15 protein-coding genes are annotated in these 20,710 nt (G+C 72.0%); 10 read left to right on the top strand and 5 right to left on the bottom strand.

The window, feature by feature from the left end:
• The first annotated feature begins 5 nt into the window (after nt 1–5).
• The 3 genes from IPZ69_RS05195 to IPZ69_RS05185 all read left to right on the top strand — a co-directional run bounded on the left by IPZ69_RS05195 (nt 6) and on the right by IPZ69_RS05185 (nt 5,042).
• Nucleotides 6–2,228: a bifunctional glycosyltransferase/CDP-glycerol:glycerophosphate glycerophosphotransferase gene (locus IPZ69_RS05195; protein ID WP_235452619.1), complete on the top strand. Its 2,223-nt coding sequence runs from the start codon at nt 6–8 to the stop codon at nt 2,226–2,228.
• Complete coding sequence (locus IPZ69_RS05190) at nt 2,228–3,502, top strand: hypothetical protein (RefSeq protein ID WP_235452617.1); 1,275 nt, start codon at nt 2,228–2,230, stop codon at nt 3,500–3,502. Before IPZ69_RS05195 ends, IPZ69_RS05190 begins: the two co-directional genes overlap by 1 nt.
• Before the next feature lie 100 nt (nt 3,503–3,602).
• Entirely contained in the window at nt 3,603–5,042 is a 1,440-nt protein-coding gene (locus IPZ69_RS05185) for a hypothetical protein (RefSeq protein WP_235452614.1), read from the top strand.
• A gap of 24 nt (nt 5,043–5,066) precedes the next feature.
• Here the strand turns inward: IPZ69_RS05185 and IPZ69_RS05180 are convergent, their stop codons facing one another.
• Entirely contained in the window at nt 5,067–5,480 is a 414-nt protein-coding gene (locus IPZ69_RS05180; RefSeq protein ID WP_235452611.1) for an organic hydroperoxide resistance protein, read from the bottom strand.
• 129 nt (nt 5,481–5,609) lie between these two features.
• On the opposite strand from IPZ69_RS05180, the gene IPZ69_RS05175 reads away from it, so the two are divergent.
• Nucleotides 5,610–6,155 (top strand): MarR family winged helix-turn-helix transcriptional regulator, encoded by a 546-nt coding sequence (locus tag IPZ69_RS05175; protein WP_235452609.1) that lies wholly within the window; start codon nt 5,610–5,612, stop codon nt 6,153–6,155.
• Here the strand turns inward: IPZ69_RS05175 and IPZ69_RS05170 are convergent.
• Nucleotides 6,103–7,611 (bottom strand): glycosyltransferase family 39 protein, encoded by a 1,509-nt coding sequence (locus tag IPZ69_RS05170; RefSeq protein ID WP_308407425.1) that lies wholly within the window; start codon nt 7,609–7,611, stop codon nt 6,103–6,105. The two genes, IPZ69_RS05175 and IPZ69_RS05170, sit on opposite strands and share 53 nt — an antisense overlap.
• Nucleotides 7,612–7,834: 223 nt before the next feature.
• Between IPZ69_RS05170 and IPZ69_RS05165 the strand changes: the two genes are divergently transcribed.
• The 3 genes from IPZ69_RS05165 (at nt 7,835) to IPZ69_RS05155 (ending at nt 11,289) form a co-directional block, all read left to right on the top strand.
• Nucleotides 7,835–9,136 carry a glycosyltransferase 87 family protein gene (locus IPZ69_RS05165; RefSeq protein ID WP_235452608.1) on the top strand — a complete coding sequence of 434 codons (1,302 nt, stop codon included), beginning with the start codon at nt 7,835–7,837 and terminating at the stop codon, nt 9,134–9,136.
• A 72-nt stretch (nt 9,137–9,208) separates the two neighbouring features.
• Nucleotides 9,209–10,189 carry a UDP-glucose 4-epimerase GalE gene (gene galE / locus IPZ69_RS05160; protein WP_235452607.1) on the top strand — a complete coding sequence of 327 codons (981 nt, stop codon included), beginning with the start codon at nt 9,209–9,211 and terminating at the stop codon, nt 10,187–10,189.
• A 110-nt stretch (nt 10,190–10,299) separates the two neighbouring features.
• Nucleotides 10,300–11,289, top strand: coding sequence for an ADP-ribosylglycohydrolase family protein (locus tag IPZ69_RS05155; RefSeq protein WP_235452605.1), 990 nt, complete (start codon nt 10,300–10,302; stop codon nt 11,287–11,289).
• Here IPZ69_RS05155 and IPZ69_RS05150 read toward each other — a convergent pair.
• Nucleotides 11,266–11,910: a TetR/AcrR family transcriptional regulator gene (locus IPZ69_RS05150; RefSeq protein ID WP_235452603.1), complete on the bottom strand. Its 645-nt coding sequence runs from the start codon at nt 11,908–11,910 to the stop codon at nt 11,266–11,268. The genes IPZ69_RS05155 and IPZ69_RS05150 overlap by 24 nt on opposite strands.
• A gap of 189 nt (nt 11,911–12,099) precedes the next feature.
• Between IPZ69_RS05150 and IPZ69_RS05145 the strand changes: the two genes are divergently transcribed.
• Nucleotides 12,100–13,020, top strand: coding sequence for an ABC transporter permease (locus IPZ69_RS05145; protein WP_235452602.1), 921 nt, complete (start codon nt 12,100–12,102; stop codon nt 13,018–13,020).
• A complete protein-coding gene (locus tag IPZ69_RS05140; protein WP_235452601.1) occupies nt 13,013–13,885 on the top strand; it encodes an ABC transporter ATP-binding protein in 873 nt (290 codons plus the stop codon). Before IPZ69_RS05145 ends, IPZ69_RS05140 begins: the two co-directional genes overlap by 8 nt.
• Before the next feature lie 40 nt (nt 13,886–13,925).
• Here the strand turns inward: IPZ69_RS05140 and IPZ69_RS05135 are convergent, their stop codons facing one another.
• Both IPZ69_RS05135 and IPZ69_RS05130 read right to left on the bottom strand, forming a co-directional pair.
• Nucleotides 13,926–14,408 carry a GtrA family protein gene (locus IPZ69_RS05135; protein ID WP_235452599.1) on the bottom strand — a complete coding sequence of 161 codons (483 nt, stop codon included), beginning with the start codon at nt 14,406–14,408 and terminating at the stop codon, nt 13,926–13,928.
• A gap of 167 nt (nt 14,409–14,575) precedes the next feature.
• Complete coding sequence (locus tag IPZ69_RS05130; RefSeq protein ID WP_235452596.1) at nt 14,576–19,531, bottom strand: NAD-glutamate dehydrogenase; 4,956 nt, start codon at nt 19,529–19,531, stop codon at nt 14,576–14,578.
• 579 nt (nt 19,532–20,110) lie between these two features.
• Between IPZ69_RS05130 and IPZ69_RS05125 the strand changes: the two genes are divergently transcribed.
• Nucleotides 20,111–20,677, top strand: coding sequence for a DJ-1/PfpI family protein (locus IPZ69_RS05125; protein ID WP_235452593.1), 567 nt, complete (start codon nt 20,111–20,113; stop codon nt 20,675–20,677).
• The last annotated feature ends 33 nt before the right edge of the window (nt 20,678–20,710 follow it).

Genomic DNA, 20,710 nt, shown 5'->3' with positions numbered 1-20,710 from the left:
CCGCCGTGCCCCGCTTCAGCGTCATCGTCCCCTGTTTCAAGGTGCAGGGCTTCCTGCGCGAGTGCCTCGACTCGGTCCTGGAGCAGTGCTTCCACGACATCGAGCTGATCGCCGTGAACGACTGCTCGCCGGACGGCTGCGCCGCGATCCTCGACGAGTACGCGGCCCGTGACCCGCGCGTGAAGGTGCTGCACCTGCCGGAGAACGTGGGCCTCGGCCGCGCCCGCAACGCCGGACTCCCCGAGGCCACCGGCGACTTCCTCTTCTTCCTGGACAGCGACGACACCCTCACGCCCGGCGCGCTGCGCGCGATCGCCGACCGCCTGGACGAGGCCGGCGACCCGGACGTGCTGGTCTTCGACTACGCGCGCACCTACTGGTGGGGCGGGACGCGCCGCAACGTCCTCGCCCATGTGCTGGCCGAGGCGGGCGACGGCACCTTCACCGCGGCCGACCATCCGGAGATCCTCGATCTGCTGATGGTGGTGTGGAACAAGGTCTACCGGCGCGACTTCGTCGAGGAGAACGGGTTCCGCTTCCCGCCCGGCTACTACGAGGACACGCCCTGGACGTTCCCGGTGCTGCTCAGCGCCGGGCGGATCGCGGCCCTGGACCGGATCTGCCTGAACTACCGGCAGCGCCGCCAGGGCAACATCCTGTCCACCACCAGCCGCAAGCACTTCGACGTGCACGCCCAGTACGAGCGGGTCTTCGCGTTCGTCGACTCCCGTGCCGAGCTGTGGAAGTGGCGGCCCTATCTGCACCGCAAGATGGGCGAGCACTGCCTCGACATCCTCGCCAAACCGGACCGGCTGCCGCCGGGCGACAAGGCCGAGTTCTTCCGGCTGACGGCGGAGCTGTTCCGCCGGCACAAGCCCGAGGACGCCCTGGTCGACGGAGAAGTGGCCCTGCTGGAAGGGCCGTACGCGGTGTACCGGGCGCGGCGGCAGGCCGGGCGGGCCGGCCGGGAGCTCGGGCGGCGGGGGCTCCAGGCCCGCGACGCCTTGGGCGGGCGGCTCGGGCGGGGCTGGTCCGGGCTGCACGGCCTGCGCCCCCTCGACCCCGAACTCGCCGTGTACTCGGCGTTCTCGCACCGGGGCGTGCTCGGCGATCCGGCAGCCGTCTACCGCAAGGCGCGGGAGATCGCGCCGCACATCCGGGGCGTGTGGGTGGTCCGGGACCGGGAACAGGCCGAGCAGCTGCCGCCGGGCGTCGAGCACGTGCTCCTCGGCTCCGCGGCGTACCACCGGCTCACCGCGCGGGCGACGTTCTTCGTCAACAACGTCAACTGGCCCGGCGGCCTGGTCAAGCGGCCGGGCAACGTGCACATCCACACCCACCAGGGCACCCCGGTCAAGTACATGGGCGCCGACCTGCTGGACAAGCCCGGCGCCCGGTACGGCTTCGACGTACCGCAGATGCTGCGCCGCGCCGACCGCTGGGACTACAGCCTGGTCGCCAACCGCCACTCCGAACTGGCCTGGGAGCGGGCCTACCCCTGCCACTTCACCTCGGCGCGCACCGGCAGCCCGCGCAACGACGCGCTGGTCGACCCGCCGCAGGACGCCGGGTGCCAGTTCCGCTTCCGCTACGGCATCCCGGAGGACCACCGGGTCGTGCTGTACGCGCCGACCCGCCGCGACTACCACCGCGGCGGCCATGTGGAGCGCGTGGACCTGGCGCGGTTCGCCGCGGACCTGGGCGCGGGCCACACCCTCGTCGTCCGTCTGCACCCCGCGCTCGCGACGGGTCCCGCGCGCGGGCTGGGCCTCGCCGAACTGCACCGGCGCGGTGTGCTGGTGGACGCGACGGACGAGCCGCACGTCGAGGAGGTGATGCTCGCCTCCGACGTCCTGGTCACCGACTATTCGGCTCTGATGTTCGACTACGCCAACCTCGACCGGCCGATCGTCGTCCACGCCGACGACTGGCCGGCGTACACGGCGAGCCGGGGCGCCTACCTCGACGTCACGGCCGAGGCGCCGGGCCATGTGTCGTGCTCCCACCGGGAGTTGGCGTGGCTGTTCGCCTCAGGGAGCTGGCGGGACGAGGAGTCGGCGCGGCTGCGCGCCGCGTTCCGGGAGCGGTTCTGCGAGTTCGACGACGGACGGGCCGCCGAGCGGGTCGTACGGAACCTGATGCTGGGCGAGTCGATGCCGCGCCCGTCCTCGGCCGCCGCCGAGGTGCCCTCCCCGGTCACCGGCCGCGACGTGCTGACCTCGTCGTGATGCGGGCGCGCACCTGGGTCCTGGTCCTGGCCTCCGTCTTCGCGCTGCTCCAGTTCGCCACGGTCACCGGCCGGGACACCCCCGACTCCAAGAACTACGTCTCGTACGCGCTGAGCCTGAGCGGCGAGGACAAGCGGGCGGCGGCCGCCGCGACCATCGACTGGGTCTGCGCGGGCCAAGCTTCCCTCGCCCGGCGGACCCAGAGCGTGGACGTGGTGCGCTTCCACCGGCCGGACCCCACCCGGCAGGTGGAGAGCGAGTGCCGGGACGACGAGTGGCAGCGGGTGGACCGGCGGCTGCGGGCCGGACAGACCGAGGGGCACATCGTGCCGTTCGTGTCGCCGCGGCTGAAGCGGATCTTCGAGGTGCGGCCCGGCTATCCGGTGTTCCTGGTGCCGTTCGTGACGGTGCTGGGCGTGACCTGGGGCGTGTGGCTGGCGAGTGTCCTCGTCACCGTCGCGGGCGGGGTGCTCGCCTTCCTGATCCTGCGCACCCTGTCCGTGTCGGTGCCGTTCGCGCTGACCGGCCAGGCCCTGTTCTACGTGCTGCCGTGCGGGGCGACCGCCATGCGTCCGATGACGGAGGGCCTGATGCTGGCGCTGACCCTGGCGGCGGTGTGGGGCTGCGCGCTGGCCCTGAACGGCCGTCCCCGGGCCGGTACGGCGCTGGTCGGCACCTCGCTCCTGGCGCTGTTCGCGGTCAAGCACTCGCAGTCGCTGTTCCTCGGGCTGTGCCTGGCCGTGGCAGGGGCGGCGGTCGCCGTCCGGCGCCGGCGGCGAGGGCGGGCCGTGGGACGCGGGGTCCCCGCGATCGCCGCCGTGGCCTGCTGTGCCGCCCTGGGGACGCTGCTGCTGGCGCGGCTGCTGCACTACCCGTCCGAGTCCGAGAGCCTCCAGGACCTGCTGACGAACCACTTCGCCCGGCCCGACCGCGCGCGTCCGTGGCCGGAGCTGCTGCAGCTGGAGGGCAACTTCTGGCGGGAGTGGGCACGGCGGCAGCTGGGGCAGCCACTGTTCCCGGTCGCGCTGGCGGCCGGCGTCTGGGGCGCGGTGCGGCGGCCCGCGCTCGGCTGCTTCCTGGCGGCGGCCGCGTTCACCGGGATCCTGACCCAGGCCGGGCACCCCGACATCGGCATCTGGGGCGACCGGCTGATCGTGCCGGCCTGGCTGCTCCCCGTGGTCGGGCTGCCGCTGCTGCTGGAGCCGTTCGTGCGCCGGCCGCTGCCGCTGCCCGCGCAGGGGCACGGCGAGCGGCACGCTCACTCGTTGAGGTGAGCGGAGGCAAAGCCGCCGGTCAGGGCGGGAAGGATCTGGGGATGTCCCGCCTCGTCCCCTCCTCTCCCATCCCTCCCTTCCCTGCCGTCCCGGCCGTCCGGTGACCTCCGGTGTCCTGACCCGGCGTGCCGTGCGCGGAGCGACCGCCCTGCGCGGCGGCCGCGTCTGGCGGCCCACCCCGTACCAGGTCTTCGGTTTCCTGTTCTGGCTGCTGATGACCCTGGCCTTCTGGAGGGTGCCGCCGTGCTGCGACGCCGGGCAGCACGCGGGAGTGGTGGAGCGGCTGCGGGCGGGCCTGCCGGACACCGGCTTCCACTCGCCGTACGTGCTCGCGCAGTCCGCGTTCGCCCGGCTGACGGGGCTGTCGGGCTGGGAGGCGCTCCGGGTCTTCGGCCCGCTGAACCTGCTGGTGCTGCTGACGGGCCTCGGCCGTTTCGTCCGCGTCCTGACGCCCCGCCCGTGGGCGCCGGTGCTCGCGCTGGCCTTCCTGACCCTGCTGTGGGGCACCGAACCGACGGCGGGCGGCGCCCATCTGGCCCTGCTGCCGATGACCGGCAACCTCGCCTATCCGTCCACCTTCGCGACCGGCCTCGCCCTGCGGGCCTGGGCCCTGACGGGGGCGCGGGCGCGTGACGTACGGCCGGTGCGGTACGTGGGCCCGCGCGGGCTGCGCAGCTTCTCGGGGTTCGCGGCGCTCGGGGTGCTGTACGGGGTCGTCGCCCTGGTCGACCCGGTCGTCGGGCTGGGTGCGGCGCTCGGCGCGGTGGCCCTCGTGGCGGGCCGGCAGCGTGGCCGGTGCGCCGCGGTGGGCGGGCGGTGGGCGCTGACCTGCGCGGTGGCGGCGCTGGTGGCCTGGTACCGCCCGTACTCCGGCACGAGCGCCCTCGCCCGGGGCATCGACAGCGGGCTGCCCGGGCAGTGCTGGCTGGGGCTGCTCGGCGTGCCGGCGCTGTGGCTGCGGGCGCGGCGGGGCGGGTGGCGGGATCCGCTCGTGGTGTTGTTCGCGCTGGAGTGGCCGGTGCTGGTGTACGGCCGGTTCGGCGGGCTGCTCGGGCTCGCGCTGGCGGCGCCGCAGTGCGCGCTCGCGGTGGAGCTGGCGGCGGCACGGCCCTGGCCGGTGTGGCGGCGGGCGCTGGGCTGGGCGGCGGCGGGCGGGACCTGCCTCGGCTTCCTCACCGTGCACGCCGGCGCGGTGGTGCCGCGCTCGCTGGACCCGGTCGGCTTCGCACAGCCGCCGCGCTGGCCGTCGTACGACTGGGCGGCGGTGCACATGAGAGCGGGCGACGTGGTGATCACCGACGATCCCCACGCCGCCCGGAGCCTCCCGGGGTACGGCGCCGTTCTCACCGACCCGGGCGGCTATCTCTCACCGGGTGCGACCCGCGCCGAGCGCTTCGCGTACGTCCGCCGCCACCAGGTGCGCTGGCTGCTGCTCACGCGCCGGCGCAAGGTGCCCGAGGAGGCGGTGGTGGTGTCCTGGAGCCGGCGGACGGGGGAAGTGCTGGCACGGGTCGTTCAGGGGCCCGGTACCGGTCGGTGACCGGGCGTCGCCCGAGGGCGGGTGTTACTCGATGACGAGGTTGACCTCGATGTTGCCGCGCGTGGCGTTGGAGTACGGGCAGACCTGGTGGGCCTGCTCGACCAGCTTGCGGCCGGTCTCCTCGTCCACGGTGTCGGGCAGCTCGACGCGCAGCGTCACCTTCAGGCCGAAGCCCTCGCCCTGCTTGCCGATGCCGACCTCGGCGGTGACGGCGGCGTCGCTGACGTTCACCTTGGCGGCGCGGCCGACGAGGCCCAGGGCGCTGCCGAAGCACGCGGCGTAACCGGCGGCGAAGAGCTGCTCCGGGTTGGTGCCCTGGCCGTTGCCGCCCATCTCCACCGGCAGGCCGAGGGCGAGGTCGATCTTGCCGTCGGAGGAGACGGCGCGGCCCTCACGGCCGTGGGTGGCAGTGGCGACAGCGGTGTAGAGCGCGTCCATGGAAATCCATCCCTCTCAAGACTGAGGTTCACGTTCCGGCGGCCCGGTCCGGCCGCCCTCACGACCACAAGTAGAGCACACAATTCAATTGCACACAACTAACTGCCTCGCGGGGCTACTCTTGGAGCCATGACCGCCACGCCGACTCCCACCACGCCGACTCCGGCCGTCCCCGCTCCCGCCGCCACCGCTCCGGCCGCCCCCGCTCCGGCCGCCGAAGAGGACTGGCTCCGTCTGGACCACCAGATCTGCTTCTCCCTGCACGCCGCGTCCCGTGCCTTCAACGGCGTCTACCGCGTGGTCCTCAAGGACCTCGGGCTCACCTACCCGCAGTACCTGGTGATGCTGGTGCTCTGGGAACACGGCGACCAGCCCGTCAAGAAGCTCGGCGAGCATCTGCGTCTGGACTCCGGGACGCTGTCGCCGCTGGTCAAGCGGCTGGAGGCGGCCGGTCTGGTGCGGCGGGAGCGCAGCACCCGCGACGAGCGGTCGGTCGACGTCCGACTGACCGAGGAGGGTGCGGCGCTGCGCGGGCGGGCGGTTCAGGTGCCGCGGCGGATCGTCGCCTCGACCGGGTTCGCACTCGACGAGATCGACGCGCTGCGCCAGCGGCTCGACGAACTCACCACCGCTCTGGACGCGGCCGCGCTGCGGGAGACACCGGGCTGCGCATAGCGAGCGGGCCGTGGGCGGCGAGCGGGTTGTCGGCGGCGAGCGTGCGGCGGACGTAGAGCCGTACCGTCGACCGGTTGCGCACGGTCTCCTCGGCGAGCGCGAACTCCTGGTTCAGCACGGTCAGTTTGAGCCGCTCGGTGGGGCTGCGCGGCGGGTCGGCCCCGTTCACCATGTACCGCTCGGCGATCACCCACACCCGGTCCAGCCTGGCGAGCCTGCGCCGCAGGGCGTCCGGGCCGACCTCGGTGCCGTACAGGGTCCCCGACGCCGACGCCCCCACCGCCAGCGCCACGTCCCGCGTCCCGCGGAACCCCGCCGGATAGGTCAGCGCGGTGTTGCGCGCGTGCGAGGGCAGGAACAACACCGGGTCACCGGGCCGTAGTTGCCGCCCGGCGACCGCGGCGACGGCGCCCAGGTCGTCGGGCCGGTGGCCGGCGAGGCGGTCCTGGCGCAGGAGGGGCAGCTGGTGGCCGAGCGCGAGGGCGATCGCGACGACTCCGGCGAGGGTGAGGTGCGGGGACGGCAGCAGACGGCGCAGCGCCTCCGCCACCCGATCCGCCCCGACGGCCACCAACAGCGGTGCTCCGGCGAGCGCGTACAGCACGTACCGGTCGACGTACAGCGGCGAGAGCTGCGAGACGAGCATCAGCACCACCGGCGGCAGCACCGCCAACGGCAGTGCCACCCCCGCGCACGTCACCTCTCCGCGCCGCCCCACCAGGCGGGTCGTCCCCACCACGGCGAACGCCAGGCACGTCCAGTACACCCCGGGCGTCGGCCCCAGGAACGCCCGCAGCAGTCCCTCCGCGCGCTCCGGCGTCGGCGCCCTGAGCCAGGCGACCTGTGCCGACTGGGCGTGCGAGACGGCCACCATCGGCAGCAGCGTCAACACCACGACGACCGCCGCGCGCCCCCACCCCCGCCACACACTCCCGCTCACCCGCGCGAGCGCCAGCGTGGCCGCGTGGGCGACGAGGAGCAGCACCGCGAGTTCGTGCAGCCAGCAGGTGACGCCGAGGACCGTGCCGTACGTCCACCAGAGCCGGCCGCCGGCCGCGACGGCCCGGACGAGCAGCAGGGTCGCCCCCGTCGCGCCGGCCGCGACCAGGGCGTACGAGCGGCCCTCCTGCGCGTAGTGACCGGCCATCGGCGTGACCGCGTACAGCAGCCCGGCCCACAGTCCGACGCGCGGCCGCACGAGCCGGGCGCCGAGCGCGCCGATCAGGCCCGCGGTCACCGCCGCCGCGCACACCGAGGGGAGCCGGAGCAGGACCTCGCCGGGGTGGGGGACGAGGAGGACGTGCATGAGCAGGTAGTACAGGCCGTGCACCGCGTCCACGCCGTGCAGCAGCCGCCAGATCTCCGGCACCGTGCGCCGCGCCACCTGGAAGGTGACGGCCTCGTCGCGCCACATACCGCCGCGGTCCAGCCCCCACAGCCCGAGGACGAACAGCACGGCTGCCGGGACGGCGATTGCGGCGGCTGTCGCACGACGACGGACAGGGCTCGTCGACGGTCTCAGCGGCGCCCGCGCAGGCGGCCTCGACGGCGCTCTCAGCGGCGGTTTCAGCATGGGCCCGATGTTCACCACGGCCTGATCTTTTGTGATTAGCCAACCTTTGCCGGGTATTGACGGCGTATCAGCACGTATACACCATCCGGGCGGCTTACGCTCCTGAATGATGAATCGCCGTCAGTTCCCCCTCGTACCCCTCGTGTCCCTCGCCTTCCTCTGGTTCACCTCCCGCGCCCTGATGCTGTGGCTCCTCGCCCACAACAACGAGCCGTCCCTCGGCAAGGGAGCGGTCGCGCGTGAAGTGTGGCGGTTGTACTACCACTGGTACGGCGTCCTGTCGCACGGCACCTTTCCGGCGCACGACACGCTGTGGCAGTACCCGCCGGGCGCGGGCGCGGTGCTGCTCGCGCCGGGGCTGCTGCCGGGGCTCACGTACTTTCAGGCGTTCGTGGCCCTGACGCTCGCCACCGACGCGCTGATCACGGCCGTGCTCGTCCGCGCGGGCACGCGGCCGGGCCGCAGCCTGCTCGGCGCGACGCTGTGGACCGGCTGTCTGCCGCTGCTGCTGCACATCCCGCTCGCCCGGTACGACGTGGAGGTCACCGCGCTCGCCGTCATCTCCCTGTTGACGATGACGCGCTCCACGCGCGCGTGCGGCGCGTTCGCGGCCCTGGGCGCCCTGGTGAAGGTGTGGCCGGCGCTGGCGCTGCTCGGGACGCCGAAGGGGCGGGAGACCCGGTCGGCGTGGACATGGGCGACCGCGGCCGGGGCCGCGGCCCTGGGGATCTTCGCGGCATCGTTCAACAATCCTCTGGCCTTCCTGCGGCAGCAGGGCGGCCGGGGCGTGCAGATCGAATCCCTGGGCGGTACGGCGCTGAGCCTGGCGCGGCACGCCGGCTGGCGGGGAAGCGTGCGCTACCAGTACGGCGCGATGGAACTCGTCGGCCCGTACGTCTCCGCCGTCGCGACCGCCTCCCTCGCGCTCACGGCGGCCGCCTGCGCGCTCCTGCTGCTGTGGCGGGTGCGGGCGCGGCGCTGGAGCGAGGCGACGCCCTACGACGCCGCGTTCTGCGCGGTGCTGCTGTTCACCGTCACCAGCCGGGTCATCAGCCCCCAGTACATGATCTGGCTGCTCGGCCTCGCCGCCGTGTGCCTGACCTCACGGCGCACCACCCAACGCACGGTCGCCGCGCTGGTGGTGGCGGCCACGGCGATCAGCGCGGTCGCCTACCCCGGGCTGTACGGCGAGGTCGTGGGCTGCACCTGGACGGGCTGCCTGCTGATGCTCACCCGCAACGGCCTGCTGGCGACCGCCGCTGTCCTGTCCTTCACCCGGCTGTGGCGCTCGACGCGGCCCGTGGCCACGCGGCCCGTACCGCTCACGGAACCGCGCCCCGGCGCAGCCGCCCGCTCCCGCGCCCCGCAGGTGGCCGCCCCGCAGGTGGGCGCCGCCCTCCCCCGCTGATCGCCGCCTGCTCGACCGGAAGCCGCCTGCTTCACTGGAAGTGGACCGAACGTACTGAGGGGACGGCCGCACATGACCTGGCTGATCACCGGCGGTGCCGGTTACATCGGGGCGCACGTCGTACGGGCGATGACCGAGGCCGGCGAGCAGGCCGTGGTGTACGACGACCTGTCCAGCGGCCTCGGCGATCGCGTACCGGACGGGGTACCCCTGGTGATGGGCTCGACGCTGGACGGCGAGCTGCTCGCCCGCACCCTCGCCGAGCACGCCGTGACCGGCGTCGTGCACCTGGCGGCGAAGAAGCAGGTGGGCGAGTCGGTGGACCGTCCGCTGCTCTACTACCGCGAGAACGTGGAGGGCCTGCGCGTCCTGCTGGCGGCGGTGACGGCGGCGGGGGTGCCCTCCTTCGTCTTCTCCTCGTCCGCCGCCGTGTACGGCATGCCGGACGTCGAACTGGTGACGGAGGAGACGCCGTGCGCGCCGATGTCGCCGTACGGCGAGACGAAGCTGGCGGGCGAGTGGCTGGTCCGGGCCACCGGCCGGGCGACGGGCCTGGCCACGGCCTCGCTGCGCTACTTCAACGTGGCGGGCGCGGCGCGTCCGGACCTGGCGGACGTGGGCGTCCACAACCTCGTCCCCATGGTCTTCGAGAAGCTCACGGAGAACGCGCCCCCGCGCATCTTCGGCGACGACTACGCGACCCCGGACGGCACCTGTGTGCGCGACTACATCCACGTGGTGGACCTGGCCGACGCGCACGTGGCCACGGCCCGCGCCCTCCAGTCCTCGCCCGGCCTCGCACTGACGCTCAACATCGGCCGGGGCGAGGGCGTCTCGGTGCGCGAGATGATCAACCTCATCAACGCCGTCACCGGCTACGACCGTCCCCCGACCGTCACCCCACGGCGCCCCGGCGACCCCGCCCGCGTCGTCGCCTCCGCCGACCGCATCGCCATCGAACTCGGCTGGAAGGCCAAGCACGACGTCCAGGACATGATCACGTCGGCCTGGGAGGGCTGGGTGCACCTCCACCCGGAGGCGGCCCGCTCCTGAGGAACGCTGCTCCCGGCGGCGACACCGGCATCGGCGGCGGGACCGGGGGGAAACCGCGGGACCGAACGGGGAACCGGCGGGGGCACCACTCGTCCTCGTAGGCTGCCCGGATGACCGGTCCCCACCGCCCTTCCCGCATGGAGCGCGCCCTCGGCGCCGTCATCGGCTCCGCCGTCGGTGACGCCCTCGGCGCGCCCTTCGAGTTCGGGCCCGAGGGTGCCTTCTCCGCGCGCTTCCCGGAGCCCGGCCAGGGCGGGGAGATGTGCGGGGGCGGCGGCTGGGATCCGGGCGAGGCGACCGACGACACGCAGCTGGCCGTGCTGGTCGCCCAGTCGCTGCTGGAGCGCGGCGGGCTGGACCTGCCGGACGTGTTCCGGCGCTTCCAGCGGTGGGCGGCGGCCGACCCGAAGGACATCGGTCTGCAGACCGAGGAGGTGCTGGGCAGCGGAGCCCCCTGGGACCTGGCCGCCGCGCTGCATTTCCAGGCCAGTCAGCGGGGCGCGGGGAACGGGGCGCTGATGCGGGCCGCGCCCTCGGCCGTGCGGTTCGCGGACCTGGGCCGGGAGGGCACCATGGACGCCGCCCGCCGCATCGCCGCGCTCACTCACGGGGACCGGGCGGCGTGGGAGGGGACGGCGGTGTTCCACGAACTGGTCCGGGTCGCCCTGGACGGCGCCGACCCGCTCGCCGCCGTACCGGACGCCCTGGAGGCGGTGCACGCCGACCACCGGGAGCGGTACGCCGTCGTCCTGGCCCCCGACTGGCATCCGGACCTGGCCACCGAGTTCAACGGCGCCGTCTGGCCCTGCCTCGGCTCCGCCGTCTGGGCGCTGCGGACCACCTCCACCTACGAGGGGGCCGTCCGCGCGGCCGTCGACCTGGGCGGCGACACCGACACCGTGGCGGCCGTCACCGGCGGGCTCGCGGGTGCCGTGTACGGCGTCGACGCCGTGCCGGAGCGCTGGGTGGACGCGCTGCACGTGCCGCTGCCGGGGTTCGGTGACCGGGCGCTGCGGGCGGAGGAACTGGCGGGGCTGGCGCTGCGGCTGGCCGGGGGCTCCTCCCCGGGTGGGCTCTCAGGCGTCCGGGGATCCGGGTAGCGCCTTCAGGGCCTCGGCGGTGGCCCGGGTCAGTGCCTCCAGGTAGCCCTTGGGGAGCTTGGGGCTGCGGATGACGACCGAGCGCCAGTAGAGGGGGCCGGAGATCAGGTCGAGGGCGAGTTCGTCGTCGACGCCGTGGCGGAGTTCGCCGCGCCGCTCGGCCGCAGCGATGATCTTGATGGCGACGCCCTCCTGGCCGTCGCGCAGGGCCTTCTGCATGGCCTCGGCGATCTCGGGATTGCGGGCCGCCTCGGCCTGGAGGTCCGGGATGATCTGCGAGGCGACGGGGTGGCGCAGGGCGCGGGACGTCACCTCGTACAACAGGCGGAGGTCGCTCTCCAGGGAGCCCGTGTCCGGGACGGGCAGGCCCAGGACCGCGAGGGCCGAGACGACGTCGAGGACCAGGTGCAGCTTGGACTTCCACCGGCGGTAGACGGCCGTCTTGCCGACCCCCGCGCGGCGCGCGATGCCCTCGATGGACATCCGCGCATACCCGACGGACGCGAGCTCCTCGAAGACGGCGGCCCGGATGGCCTCGGTCACGTCCTCCCGGAGCACGGCGGCCCCGGCGGGAGCCCGTCGGCGCGGGCGCGTCTGGGGCTCGTCGGCGTTGGTCGTCATGCGGACAGCATAGGGGCGTTACGACGAAACGGTTGCGTTCCGACGTCAGATAGCTCTACGCTCCCGTTGCGACGATACGGTCCCGTCCCGACGTAAGAAAACGTGAAGAGAAGCGTAAGGAAACGCCGGGCGTCGGACCCGACAGCCGCCGGACGCACGAACCCCTCCCCCCGAGCGAAAGCAGCGGATGTGAGCCAGGTCCTCCACACACCGCCCCCGACACCGGCCCCCGCCCCGGCCGACGACGACCTCGCGGCGCTCGCCGCACGCCACGGTCTCTCGGTCAGCGGTGCGCGCCCCACCCTGGGCGAGTACATCGGCCAGCTGTGGGCGCGCCGGCACTTCATCACCGCCTTCGCCACCGCCAAGCTGACCGCGCAGTACAGCCAGGCGAAGCTCGGCCAGGTCTGGCAGGTCATGACCCCGCTGCTGAACGCGGCGGTCTACTACTTCATCTTCGGCGTCCTGCTGGGCACCAAGCAGCACGTGCCGGACTACATCCCGTTCCTGGTCACGGGCGTGTTCATCTGGACCTTCACGCAGAGCTCGATCATGGCCGGCACCCGGGCGATCTCCGGCAACCTCGGCCTCGTCCGGGCGCTGCACTTCCCGCGGGCCGCGCTGCCGATCTCGTTCGCGATCCAGCAGCTCCAGCAGCTGCTGTTCTCGATGGCCGCCCTGGTCGTCATCCTGCTCTGCTTCGGTGTCCCGCTCGCCCCGTCCTGGCTGCTGGCGATCCCGGTCCTGGTGCTGCAGTTCACGTTCAACGCCGGCGTCTCGATGGTCATGGCCCGGCTGGGCGCCAAGACCCCGGACATCGCCCAGCTGATGCCGTTCGTGCTGCGCACTTGGATGTACGTCTCCGGCGTCATGTGGAGCATCGACAAGCTGACCAAGAAGGACCACCTGCCGCACCTGGTGACGATCGCGCTGGAGACCAACCCGGCCGCCGTCTACATCGACCTCATGCGGTACGCGCTGATCGACAGCTTCCACGCGAGCCAGCTCCCCCCGCACGTGTGGGCGGCGGCGGCCGGCTGGGCGCTGATCACCGGTGTCGGCGGCTTCATCTACTTCTGGAAGGCTGAGGAGACGTACGGCCGTGGCTGAGAACCTGAACGACAAGTCCCCCGCCGGGATCCCCACCGTCATCGCCGACAGCGTCGACATCGTCTACCGGGTCAACGGCACCGGCGCCGGACGCGGCACCGCGACGGCCGCCCTCAACCGCATGCTGCGCGGCAAGAAGGTCGAGAAGGCGGCGGGCGTGCGCAAGGTGCACGCGGTCAAGAAGGTCTCCTTCGTCGCCTACAAGGGCGAGGCGATCGGGCTCATCGGCACCAACGGCTCGGGCAAGTCGACGCTGCTGAAGGCGGTCGCCGGCCTGCTCCCGGTGGAGAACGGCCACATCTACACCGACGGCCAGCCCTCCCTCCTCGGCGTCAACGCGGCCCTGATGGGCGACCTCACCGGCGAGCGCAACGTCTACCTGGGCGGCCTGGCCATGGGCATGTCCCGGGAGGAGATCAAGGAGCGCTACGAGGACATCGTCGACTTCTCCGGCATCAACGAGAAGGGCGACTTCATCACCCTCCCCATGCGCACGTACTCCTCCGGCATGGGCGCCCGGCTGCGCTTCTCCATCGCCGCCGCCAAGGACCACGACGTCCTGCTGATCGACGAGGCGCTGGCGACCGGCGACCGTTCCTTCCAGAGGCGGTCCGAGGAGCGCATCCGCGAGCTGCGCAAGCACGCGGGCACGGTGTTCCTGGTCAGCCACAACAACAAGTCGATCCGCGACACCTGCGACCGGGTGCTGTGGCTGGAGCGCGGCGAGCTGCGCATGGACGGGCCGACGGAGGACGTCCTCAAGGAGTACGAGGCGTTCACCGGCGACAAGAAGCCGAAGCCCGCGGCCAAGCCCCCGGCGCCGGCCCGGACGGCCGAGCAGCCGAAGGCCGCCGTTTCCTCTTGACCCCGGACTCCCCCGAGCCCCGGCCCGGGACGCGCTCCGCCTACGTGGTGCGGTGCGCGTCCCGCTGGAAGACCCAGGTGCGGTAGACGAGGAAACGGAACGCCGAGGCGAGGACGATCGACAGCGCCTTCACGGCATTCGATTCGAGCGGACTGTTCATACCGAGGACGCGATATCCGACGTAGAACAGTCCGCTTTCCATGACCACGCCCAGACCGCTGAAAACGAAAAACAGTACGATCTGGCGTCGGGTGCGCGAGGCCCGGTCCCGATAGGCGAAATAGCGGAAGCCCAGGTAATTCGTGGCCATGGCGATACAGCTGGCCAGCACCGTGGCGACCATGGCCGACCAGGCCAGGCCGTGCAGCAGCACGTTGAACACCAGGAAATTGACGAGGACTCCGCTTCCGCCGACGACCCCGAATTTCACGACTTCGAGGACGACGCGCCCGACCGGCCTGGCCGGTGCGGCGGTGGCGGCGGCGGTCACCACCGGGCGGGTCTCGGATACGTTCGCTGTCACGCGGCGACCCTATCCGAAACATCCGGATTAGCAGGAAACGGTAAATTCGCCGCCGGATTTTCCCTAAGCGACGGCAAGAACAGCGTTCGACCACGTACAGAAACACGCAAAGAAAACGGGGGCGCCCCGGACCGTCACGGCCCGGGGCGCCCCCGTCTGTGTACCGCTTACACGTGCGTCCGCAGCAGCGTCCGCATCGTGCGCATCGCCACCGACAGGTTGGCGAGGTCGAAGGAGTCCGAGTTGCGGATCTCCTCCAGGGTGGCGCGGGCCCGGCTCAGGATCGGCGCGTTCTTCTGCTCCCAGGCCGCGAAGCGCTGCTCGGGAGTCGAGGTGCCGTTGCCGACGGCGAGCACGTCCGCGGTGACGGCCGCGTGCGCCGCGTACAGGTCCTCACGGATGGCCGCGCGGGCCATGGACTGCCAGCGGTCGGAGCGGGGCAGCTCGATGATGCGGTCCATGAGCTGGGTGAAGCTGAGGCGGTCGGCGAGGTCGTAGTAGACCTCGGCGACGTCCAGCGGCTCCTTGCCCATGCGGTCGGCCACCGAGACGATGTCCAGCGCCGGGAAGGCCGAGGAGAACCCGGCCACACGCGTCGCCAGCTCGTCCGGCACGCCCGCGCCGGACAGCTCGTCGTACACGTGCTCGTACCACTCCACGTCCGCGCCGCGCAGCAGCTTCGGCAGCTGCTGCCAGACCTGCTCGACCCGCTCCGCGAAGAAGTCGACGGTCTCGGCGAGCTGCAGCGGCTGCGGCCGGTTGTTGAGCAGCCAGCGCGTGCCGCGCTCGACCAGCCGGCGCGAGTGCAGCCGGATCCGGGTCTGGACGGCGGCCTCGACCTTGTTGTCCAGCTCCTCGACGGCGTCCCACACCGGGGCCGAGCGGAAGATCGCCCGGGCCGCGGTCTGCGCCCGCACGATCTCCTCCAGCGAGGCACCGGTCTCCTCGCGCAGACGGTGCAGGTAGGTCGTACCGCCCGTGTTGACCGTGTCGTTGACCAGGACGGTCGTGGTGATCTCGCGGCGCAGCGGGTGGTTGTCGATGCCCTCGGGGAACCGCTCGCGCAGCGCCGTCGGGAAGTAGGTGTCCAGCAGGCTGCGCAGGTACGGGTCGTCCGGCAGCGAGGTCTGCAGCAGCTCGTCGGCGACCGTGATCTTCGTGTACGCCAGCAGGACGGCCGTCTCCGGGCTGGTCAGACCCTGACCCTGGTTGAGCCGCTCGCGGATCTGGCGGTCCGCGGGCAGGAACTCCAGGGCCCGGTCGAGGTGACCCTCACGGACCAGGTGGCGGATGAACCGCTGTTGGGCGTGGAGCATGTCCTTGGACTGGGCCAGCGCGTTGGCGAGCGCGGTGTTCTGCGCGTAGTTGTTGCGCAGCACCAGGGCGCCGACCTCGTCGGTCATCTCGGCGAGCAGCTTGTTGCGCTGCTTGACGGTCATGTCGCCGTCCGTGACCAGGCCGTTCAGCAGGATCTTGATGTTCACCTCGTGGTCGGAGGTGTCCACGCCGGCGCTGTTGTCGATCGCGTCGCTGTTGATCCCGCCGCCGTGCAGCGCGAACTCGATGCGGCCGAGCTGGGTCAGACCCAGGTTGCCGCCCTCGCCGACGACCTTGACCCTCAGGTCGCCGCCGTCGACGCGGATGGCGTCGTTGGCCTTGTCGCCGACGTCGGCGTTGGACTCGGCCGACGACTTCACGTACGTACCGATGCCGCCGTTCCACAGCAGGTCCACCGGCGCCTTGAGGATCGCCTTCATCAGGTCGGCCGGGGTCACCTTGGCGACGCCCGACTCGATGCCGAGGGCCTCGCGGATGTGCGAGTTGACCGGGATCGCCTTGGCGCTGCGGGGGAAGATCCCGCCGCCCGCCGAGAGGAGCTCGGTGTTGTAGTCGGCCCAGCTGGAGCGGGGCAGTTCGAACAGGCGGCGGCGCTCGGCGTAGGAGGTGGCCGCGTCCGGGTTCGGGTCGATGAAGATGTGCCGGTGGTCGAAGGCGGCGACCAGGCGGATGTGCTCGGAGAGCAGCATGCCGTTGCCGAACACGTCACCGGACATGTCGCCGATGCCGACGACGGTGAAGTCCTCGGTCTGCGTGTCGACGTCGAGCTCACGGAAGTGCCGCTTCACGGACTCCCAGGCGCCGCGGGCCGTGATGCCCATGCCCTTGTGGTCGTAGCCCGCCGAGCCGCCGGAGGCGAAGGCGTCGCCGAGCCAGAAGTTGTACGACATCGCGACGTCGTTGGCGATGTCCGAGAACGTCGCCGTGCCCTTGTCGGCCGCGACCACCAGGTAGGTGTCGTCCTCGTCGTGCCGCACGACGTCCTGCGGCGGCACGACCTCGCCGGCCACCATGTTGTCGGTGATGTCGAGCAGCGCCGAGATGAACGTCTTGTAGCTGGCGATGCCCTCGGCCAGCCACGCGTCCCGGTCCACGCTCGGGTCCGGCAGCTGCTTGGCGACGAAGCCGCCCTTGGCGCCGACCGGCACGATGACGGTGTTCTTCACCATCTGCGCCTTGACCAGGCCGAGGATCTCGGTGCGGAAGTCCTCACGCCGGTCGGACCAGCGCAGACCGCCGCGCGCGACCTTGCCGAAGCGCAGGTGCACGCCCTCGACACGCGGCGAGTACACCCAGATCTCGTACGCCGGGCGGGGCGCCGGCAGGTCGGGGATCGCCTGCGGGTCGAACTTCATCGAGACGTACTCGTGCGGCTGGCCGCCGAGCGTCTCCTGGAAGAAGTTCGTGCGCAGCGTCGCCTTGATGACGGTGAGGAAGGAGCGCAGGATGCGGTCCTCGTCCAGGCTCGCCACCTGGTCGAGGGCGGCGTCGAGCTCTTCGAGGAGGGCGTCGACGATCTCCAGCCCGGCACGCTGGCGCTCCGGCGACTGCCGCGCCTCGAAGAGGGAGACCAGCAGCCGCGTGGTGTGGACGTTCGTGCGGAGGGTGTCCTCCATGTAGTCCTGGCTGAAGGTGGAGCCGGCCTGCCGCAGGTACTTGGCGTACGCGCGCAGCACCATGGCCTGCCGCCAGCTCAGCCCGGCACCCAGCACGAGGGCGTTGAAGCCGTCGTTCTCGGCCTTGCCGGTCCAGGTCGCGGCGAAGGCGTCCTGGAAGCGGTCGCGGGCGTCGTCGGCCAGGATGTGGTCGCCGTTGCCGCCGCCCAGGGAGCGCGGGATGCGCATGCCGAAGTCGTAGATCCAGGCGGTCGTCCGGTCCGCGCAGCGCAGCTCGTACGGCCGCTCGTCGATCACCTCGACGCCGAGCCGGTTGAGGACCGGCAGCACGGCGGACAGGGAGATCGCGGCGCCCTTGCGGTAGATCTTGAAGCGGCGCTCGTCGGGGGCGGCGCCCACCGGCTCGTACAGGCTGAGGGCGAAGTCGTGGCCCTCCTCCTCGCTGAGCCGCTCCAGGTGCACCAGGTCGGCGACCGCGGCACGCGGGGTGTGGTCGGCCTTGTAGCCCTCGGGGAAGGCGTTGGTGTAGCGGCGCAGCAGCTCGGCGGCGCGCTCCTCGCCCAGCTCGGCGTTGAGCGCCTCGGCGAACCCGTCGACCCAGGAGCGGGCCGCCTCGACGAGCCGCGCCTCGATGCGCTCCTTGTCCGAGTCGGACAGCTCGGGCAGCTCGGTGCCCTGCGGGACACGGATGACGAAGTGCAGCCGGGAGAGGATCGACTCGGTGTTCCAGGCGGTGAAGTCGACGCTGATGCCGCCGAGCTCCTCCTTCAGGATGTCGATGATCCGCAGCCGGACGCCGGTGGTGTAGCGGTCGCGGGGCAGGTAGACCAGCGCGGAGTAGTAGCGGCCGTACTCGTCCTGGCGCAGGTAGAGGCGCAGTCGGCGCCGCTCCTGCAGGTACAGGACGGAGGTGGCGATCGAGCGCAGCTCGTCGGGGGGCGTCTGGAAGAGCTCGTCGCGCGGGTAGGTCTCCAGGATCTGCAGCAGGTCGCGCCCGTCGTGGCTGTTGGGCGAGAACCCGGCGCCCTTGAGCACCTCGTCCACCTTGCGCCGGATGACGGGCACGCGGCGCACGGACTCGGTGTAGGCGGCGGAGGAGAACAGACCGAGGAAGCGGCGCTCGCCGACGACGTTGCCCTGCTCGTCGAACTTCTTCACGCCCACGTAGTCGAGGTACGACGGGCGGTGCACGGTGGCGCGGCTGTTGGCCTTGGTCAGCACGAGCAGCTTGTGCTCGCGGGCCTTGGCGCGGGCGTCGGCCGGGAGCCGCTCGAAGGAGGGGCTGACCGGGTGGCTCTCGTCGGTGGCGTGGTGCGGGTCCGAGCGCAGTATGCCGAGCCCGGTGCCGGGGACGGCGGCGAGGGAGTCGTCCTCGCGCAGCTGGTACTCGCGGTAGCCGAGGAAGGTGAAGTGGTCGGTGGACAGCCAGCGCAGCAGTTCGCGGGCCTCCTCGACCTCGGGGCCGGTGAGGTCTGCGGGGCGGGGCTCGGCTGCGAGATCCTCGGCCATGCGCAGGGCCGTGTCCCGCATCTTCTCCCAGTCCTCGACGGCCTCGCGGACGTCGGACAGGACGCGCAGCAGGTCGGCGGTGATCTGCTTCAGGTCCGCGCGGTCGGTCTCACGGTCGATCTCGACGTGGATCCAGGACTCGATGTGCGCGTCGTGCGGGAGGTCGGCGGCGTTGGGCGGCGTGGGCAGGACCTCGATGAGCTTGCCGGTGAGGTCGCGCCGGACGACGAACTGCGGGTGGATGACCACGTGGATGCCGCGGCCCTGGCGGGTCAGCTCATTGGTGACGGAGTCGACCAGGAACGGCATGTCGTCGGTGACGACCTCGACGACGGTGTGGCTGCAGGTCCACCCGTTCTCCTCGACGGTCGGGGTGTGCACCCGCACGTTGGCCGTGCCCTGCGGCCGGGTCTCGGCCAGCCGGTAGTGCGACACTGCGGCTCCGAAGACGTCGACCGGGTCGCGGTCGCCGAGGTCCTCCGGGGCGGTGTGCAGGTAGTAGCGCTGGAGGAACGCGAGCACGGATTCCTGGTCCGGGGTGCCCGGAGTGCCCTCGCCCGTCGTCCCAGTCGGTAGGTGCCCCCCGACCGGGCTGTTCTCAGCTACCCGAGCGGCCCTCTCCAGCAGCTCGGCCTTTGCTTCGTCCAGCTTGGTCTGCATTGTCCTCTGGCTCCTGTCGCGCGCCGTTGCGTGACGTAGAAAGAAGTACGGTCTCTTCCCCTTCGACGTAACGCCACGGCCCGGGGTGTCCGGTCCGTTCCGACGCTATGCCGCAAGGCGAGATGAGCGGGGGGTATTCAGCCATTCTCGACGCGCCCGACGGGTGTGACGCTGCTCTCCGCGACGCCGGTACCCGGGGGATGCGCGGCGCCTCGGGGGCCCATGCGCCCCCGTCCCGCCCGCGAAGACCAGCGACCGCCGCCCGGTCACGGATGTGGTCCGTGCTCACCGGGCGCAGGGCAGGGGCGACATTGCCCCCGCGACATATCGCGCTGATCACGCCACCAAGGCTATCGCTCTCCACCCGGGGCCCGTCATGAGCCGTATGTGTACAAAACCGGGGGTGGAAGTTTGACGTTCTGCACAGGGGCGGTGGAGGCGCTGAGGGCGTATCCGGGGGCGCGACCGCCCGCCGCCCCGGCGTGCACCCGTAAACCGGCGGGTCCTCTTGGCAACCGGACCTGATCGGAGGCACGTTTGCCCAGACAGGTCATGTCCTCCCGAGAGGAGCCGCACGAGATGACCGCCAAGATCCTCATCGTCACCGGCGACGCAGCCGAGTCGCTGGAGGTCCTCTACCCCTACCAGCGCCTTCGCGAGGAGGGGTACGAGGTCCACATCGCCGCCCCCACCCGCAAGAAGCTCCAGTTCGTCGTCCACGACTTCGAACCCGGCTTCGACACGTACACCGAGAAGCCCGGCTACACCTGGCCTGCCGACCTCGCCTTCTCCGAGGTGGATCCCGGACAGTACGTCGCCGTCGTGATCCCCGGGGGCCGCGCCCCCGAGTATCTGCGCAACGACCCCGAACTCCGCAAGATCCTCAAGGCGTTCTTCGACACCGACAAGCCGGTCGCCCAGATCTGCCACGGTCCCCTGTTGACGGCCGCGACCGACAGCCTGCGCGGCCGCCGGGTGACCGCCTACCCCGCCCTCGAACTCGACATGCAGGCCGCAGGCGCCACCTTCCAGGACGCCGAGGCGGTCGTGGACGGCACCCTCGTCTCCTCGCGGGCCTGGCCGGACCACCCCGGCTGGATGCGCGAGTTCCTGACCGTCCTGCGCGCGAAGGCGCCGGTGACCTGATCCCCGCCGGCAGGCGGACGGCTCCCTCGGGCC

Source organism: Streptomyces olivochromogenes, assembly GCF_021538895.1.
GTDB lineage: Bacteria > Actinomycetota > Actinomycetes > Streptomycetales > Streptomycetaceae > Streptomyces > Streptomyces olivochromogenes_A.
This window is presented reverse-complemented; position numbering and strand designations above follow the sequence as displayed.